Origin of the sequence: Methanobrevibacter sp., from assembly GCF_045116495.1 — an archaeon.
In the GTDB taxonomy this organism is placed as follows: domain Archaea; phylum Methanobacteriota; class Methanobacteria; order Methanobacteriales; family Methanobacteriaceae; genus Methanocatella.
Genome location: NZ_JBGULU010000008.1, coordinates 1 through 5,217, shown reverse-complemented (window position 1 = coordinate 5,217; position 5,217 = coordinate 1). Strand labels below are relative to the sequence as shown.

5 protein-coding genes are annotated in these 5,217 nt (G+C 37.5%); all 5 read left to right on the top strand.

Features of this window, described 5'->3' with window-relative positions; translation table 11 throughout:
• Positions 1–36 precede the first annotated feature (36 nt).
• Entirely contained in the window at positions 37–1,374 is a 1,338-nt protein-coding gene (cas3, locus tag ACJMLH_RS00440) for a CRISPR-associated helicase Cas3' (protein ID WP_405273996.1), read from the top strand.
• On the top strand, positions 1,361–3,091 hold the full coding sequence (locus tag ACJMLH_RS00435) for a type I-E CRISPR-associated protein Cse1/CasA (protein ID WP_405273995.1): 1,731 nt from the start codon (positions 1,361–1,363) through the stop codon (positions 3,089–3,091). The genes cas3 and ACJMLH_RS00435 overlap by 14 nt, the downstream gene beginning before the upstream one ends.
• A gap of 8 nt (positions 3,092–3,099) precedes the next feature.
• Positions 3,100–3,693, top strand: a complete 594-nt coding sequence (gene casB, locus ACJMLH_RS00430) for a type I-E CRISPR-associated protein Cse2/CasB (RefSeq protein ID WP_296608672.1) — start codon at positions 3,100–3,102, stop codon at positions 3,691–3,693.
• Between the two features lie 35 nt (positions 3,694–3,728).
• On the top strand, positions 3,729–4,811 hold the full coding sequence (gene cas7e / locus ACJMLH_RS00425) for a type I-E CRISPR-associated protein Cas7/Cse4/CasC (RefSeq protein ID WP_405273994.1): 1,083 nt from the start codon (positions 3,729–3,731) through the stop codon (positions 4,809–4,811).
• A gap of 2 nt (positions 4,812–4,813) precedes the next feature.
• A partial coding sequence (gene cas5e / locus ACJMLH_RS00420) for a type I-E CRISPR-associated protein Cas5/CasD (RefSeq protein WP_405273993.1) occupies positions 4,814–5,217 on the top strand: 404 nt, incomplete at its 3' end.

Genomic DNA, 5,217 nt, shown 5'->3' with positions numbered 1-5,217 from the left:
CTTGAAGAATCAATCAGATGGATGGGGGCTTATGGTGTGCCGGTAATTTTGGCATCTGCTACTTTGCCTCAGGATAAGAGAAAGAGTTTAATTCTTGCTTATTTGAAAGGAAAGGGTTTTAAGAGCAGAGACATTACACTTACTAATGATATTTCTGGAAATAAGTATCCTCTGATTACTTATACAGATGGAAAAGAAGTTAAAGTCGAGACAGATTTTCTCAATACAAATGTTAAAACGGTTGATGTGAAAAGACTGAATAAAGGGGAGATTCTGTTCAGAATAGAAGAACTGTTGGAAGGAGATGGTGTTATTGGAATAATTGTAAACACTGTTAAAGAAGCACAGAACCTTGGAAGAGAACTTAAGGATCGTTTTGGAAATAATACTGTTGTGATTCTCCATTCTGCATTTATAGCAACAGACAGAATAGTTAAAGAATCAAATTTGCTTGACATGATCGGTAAAAATGGAAAGAGACCAAAAAGAAAAATCATCATCGGTACCCAGGTAATAGAGCAGTCTCTTGATATTGATTTCGATGTTCTAATAACCGATCTCTGTCCTGTAGATTTACTGCTTCAAAGAATAGGAAGACTGCACAGACACGAAAGAAAGAGACCTGATAAACACAAAAATCCGGTTGTTTATGTGATGGGGACAAGTGACAGTTTTGATTTTGAAAAAGGTTCGGTACTGGTTTACGGAAAATTTTACCTGATTCGAACACAGTGTTATCTTCCTGACAAAATTTCCATTCCGTCTGATATTCCTGACCTGGTTAATAAAGTGTACGGTACGGAGCATCCAGATTTGTCAGAAGAATTAAATAATATCTATCAGGAAAGCATCATTAGACATAACAATGATGTAGAAAACAAAAAGGTAAAGGCGAAGACATATTGTATTGATAACCCTGTCGGTTTAATTAATCCGACCAGAAATAACCTTATTGGCTGGCTGAAAAACTTGAATAATGCAGATAGCGAGGAAACGGTCAATGCTCAGGTAAGGGATATTAGGGAAACTGTTGAGGTTATAGCAGTAAAAAAAGTCGGCAGTGGTTATGGAACATTTAAAGATAACGCAGATATTTCTGAACTGGTATGTAATGAAACTATCGCTAAGGAACTGGCAAAGAATACAATCAGACTCCCGTATTATGTAACCTGCAATAAAGGTGTTTCTGCAACAGTAACAGAGCTAGAAAAATATAACAGACAAAAACTGAAGAATTGGCAGAAATACTCTTGGCTTAAGGGGGCACTAGGGATCATTTTTGATGAAAACGGATGCTTTGAAATTAACGGCATTAAGTTAAGGTATGACGATGAATTTGGCTTAAGGGAGGAAATATCTGATGGGGAGGTTTAATTTATTAGACGAACCATGGATTTCTGTTCTGGCAGAGTCCGGTGAAAAAAAAGAAGTGTCCATGCTGGATTTCTTTAAAAATGCTGGAGATTTTCTTCAGATTGCTGGAGAAATGGAAACACAGAATTTTGCAGTTATGCGTTTTCTTTTATCTGTAGTTCAGACGGTTTTTTCCCGATTTGATTACAATGGTGAAGAACTCCCTGGAGTTGTTCTTGATGATAATGGCAGACAGACAGAAAACGTAGACGAGGATGATCGTGATGAATATTGTTCGAGTACCGCAGAATGCTGGGAAAATCTGTATTCAGGAGATAAATTCCCTGTAGTTGTTTGTAATTACCTTGAGAAATGGCGTGACAGGTTTTATCTTTTTGATGAGGTTCATCCATTTTTTCAGGTGACTAAGAATGAGATGAATAAAATCATGTCAGAAATTCCAGGTAAAGACAGTCCAAGCCCAATTTATGGAAAAAACATAAACAGAACTATATCGGAAAGCGAAAATAAAACAGCTTTATTTTCACCTATAGCAAATATTGCTATAGGAAAAAGAAGCGTTAAGGATGTTATGTCACCCGCAGAATTAGCAAGATGGTTAATAATGTTTCAAGGTTATTCAGGACTTGCTGATAAGGTTGCATTGACTGATAAAACTCAGAGATCGTCTAAAGGGTGGTTGTTTGATCTTGGCGGTATTTTTCTTCAGGGACGAAATGTTTATGAAACTCTGGTGATGAATTATATGCCGGAATCTCCTACTGATAATCAAGCATTCATTGGTCGTTGTCAAAATCCTTGCTGGGAGTTGACCGGAATTGAGGTTGTTGAGAATTTATGTCATAAGAATTTTATAGACAATCTTGCTGAACTGTACACCAATTGGAGCAGAGCAATCTACATTGATCCGGATACAGATATGTCTGCTCCTGTTGAAATTCAGGTAGTGAAACTTCCTGAGATTGAACATACTGAAAACTCCATTGAGCCGATGACTATGTGGAAATGGAATGACAAGGATCCGAATAAAAATCACTTTACTCCAAAGAAGCATAATCCAGAGCAGTCTTTATGGAGAAACTTCGGATGTATTGTTTTGAAATCGACGAATGGTGATAAAAAACAGCCACAGCGTCAGCCCGGAATATTAGCTCAACGTATGCGTATTGCAAATTCACAGAGAAATTCAGGTTTGACAGATTTAGTCGGTGTCGGAATGAAGGATGATGGTAATGCGACTTCGTGGCTGCCAGTTAATGAGGTTGCAGACAGTTTTAGGATTAATAATCTGTTAATCGAGAATGGAAATTCTGATAACTCTAATGATGATTGGATTATACGTATTAACAATGCTGTAGAAACAACAAAAGAAATAGTGTCTGAGAAATTCAGAAGTTTTCTCAGAGGAATATCAGAGATCAGGAATACACCTGCTGATTCCTTTACATCTGCAGAAACGGAAAAAATGTACTCAATCATTGATTCTGCTTTTAAGAAATGGCTTGTTTCGATTAATCCTGCTGATTCAAAGGAAGAAAAAATAAAAGAATGGTACGCCAAACTGAGAACAATGGTGTTGAGACGAGGAGAAGAATTGTTCGACAACAGTACGGCTAGAGATCTTACAGGAATTGAAAAGGACGGGAAATTAGTGAACATTGCCACCAGGTACTGGCAGTTTGTGGGAAGTATAAATAAAAAATTGAATAAGGACTGAGGTAGAACATGAGTAATGAACAGAATACAGAAGAAAAAAAGCATTCTGTATATAACGTAATGTGGAGCATTTTAAACTTTTTAAACAGCCCTCAGGAGCAGAAAAGTCGATCTGGTTATCTTGCTGCAATCAGAAATTCCATGGGCAAAAATTTGGAAGATTCCGCAGATGTTTGGCCTATACTTTTTCCTTTCATACCAAAAGAATTTTTAAATGTTGGAACTCTGAGCTACGAAGAAAGGGCTTTGCTTGTTGCTCTGCAACTTTATGCAGTCGGGCAGCAGGGCTTAAATAAGGTTTCAAATAATGAGAAAAACGTAAGTTTTGGATGCGCGTTGCAGCGAGTCAGGGATGCGAATTCTGCATCTTTGGACAGAAGATTTAATACTATGCTCACCGCAACAACTTTCGATGAGTTTGTATATCATCTGAGGCAGATATTCCGTCTTGCAAAATCAAAAGATAATTTTTCTGTGAATTTTCTTAAACTTGCGGACGATCTGTTCATACACCAGATAGGTGGAAATAAAAAAGTCTGTCTGAGATGGGCAAAAGATTATTATCGACCTTTTCGTGATGAAGAAGAAAATGACAGGTCTTGATTTTTAAGCTTTAAAAATTTTGGAGAACATAAAAAATGGAAAATAGATTATTTGTTGACATTCACGCAATTCAGTCTCTCCCTCCATCAAATGTGAACAGGGATGATACCGGCAGTCCTAAAACCGCAATATATGGTGGCGTAAGACGGTCAAGAGTGAGTTCACAGTCTTGGAAAAGAGCTATCAGACAGTATTTTAATAATGAATCTGCTGAAGATGTAGGAATTAGAAGTTTAAATGTTGTTAAATATGTAAGTGATTTAATTATTGCCAAAGATCCTTCTGTAACAGCCAGTGATGCGATGTCAATGGCGGATAAGGTTTTTAATGTTGCAGGTGTAAAAACCAAAGATCAAAAAGCAAAAGCTCTTTTCTTTCTGGGAAAGAAACAGGCGAATTTGTTGGCTGATGCCGCACTTAACCAGGTTTCTAATCAGACTGAGTTAAAAAAGATACTGAGCGATAACCCTTCAGTAGATATAGCACTGTTTGGCAGAATGGTTGCTGATGATCCGTCTTTAAATGAAGATGCATCTGTACAGGTTGCACATGCAATTTCTACTCATGAGGTTCAGACTGAATTCGATTTCTATACTGCATTGGATGATCTGGCACCTGAAGATAATGCCGGAGCAGGAATGCTGGGAACTGTTGAATTCAATTCATCTACATTGTATCGGTATGCAAATATAGCTGTACACGATCTGGTAAGACAGCTCAAAAATGGAGAGCAGGCTGTATCTGCATCAAAACTCTTTATTGAAGCTTTTACCAATTCAATGCCAACAGGAAAATCCAACACCTTTGCAAATTTGACTCTTCCTCATCTGTTGATGGTTAATATTCGTCAGGACAGACCTGTTAATCTGGTTACAGCCTTTGAAAATCCTGTGAAATCATATGAGGGTAACAGCAAAGGCAACAGTGTAACATCAATAGAAAGGCTGTTTGCAGAAGTTAAGAAAACTGAAAAATTTGTACAGGCTCCTCTCAGAACATTTTACGTTGTTAACGAGGATGTAGCTAAACCAGAATGGGGTACAGAGGAAAACAGTCTTACATCTTTACTGAATGATTTTGAAGAAGTTGTAACAAATTGTGTTTTGGAACGGAGCTGATTTTGAAGACGATTTTACTGAAGTTTTCTGGTCCGCTGCAATCATGGGGGACAAATTCTCATTTTGAAACCAGATATACTGATGCTCATCCTTCCAAAAGCGGCGTTATTGGAATGATTGCTGCAGGTTTAGGATTAAGCCGTAGTGATAATGAGGGTATGGCAAGATTAAACAGTCTTAGTTATGCCGTTCGTATTGATCAGCCCGGACAAATGATGAAGGATTATCATACGGCCAAAAAGTATAAGAAAAATGGTGATTTTGACAGAACTTATGTTACAACACGTTTTTATCTCCAGGATGCGGTTTTTCTGGTTGCATTAAGCTGCGAGGATGAAAAACTTATTGATGAAGTAAAAACGTCTGTCACTAATCCTAATTTTGCTTTGTTTTTAGGTCGCAGATC

Bases quoted from the DNA above. Each gene is read 5' to 3' on its own strand.
- ACJMLH_RS00435 (WP_405273995.1), top strand. From the start codon at position 1,361: ATGGGGAGGTTTAATTTATTAGACGAACCATGGATTTCTGTTCTGGCA.
- cas7e (WP_405273994.1), top strand. From the start codon at position 3,729: ATGGAAAATAGATTATTTGTTGACATTCACGCAATTCAGTCTCTCCCT.
- casB (WP_296608672.1), top strand. From the start codon at position 3,100: ATGAGTAATGAACAGAATACAGAAGAAAAAAAGCATTCTGTATATAAC.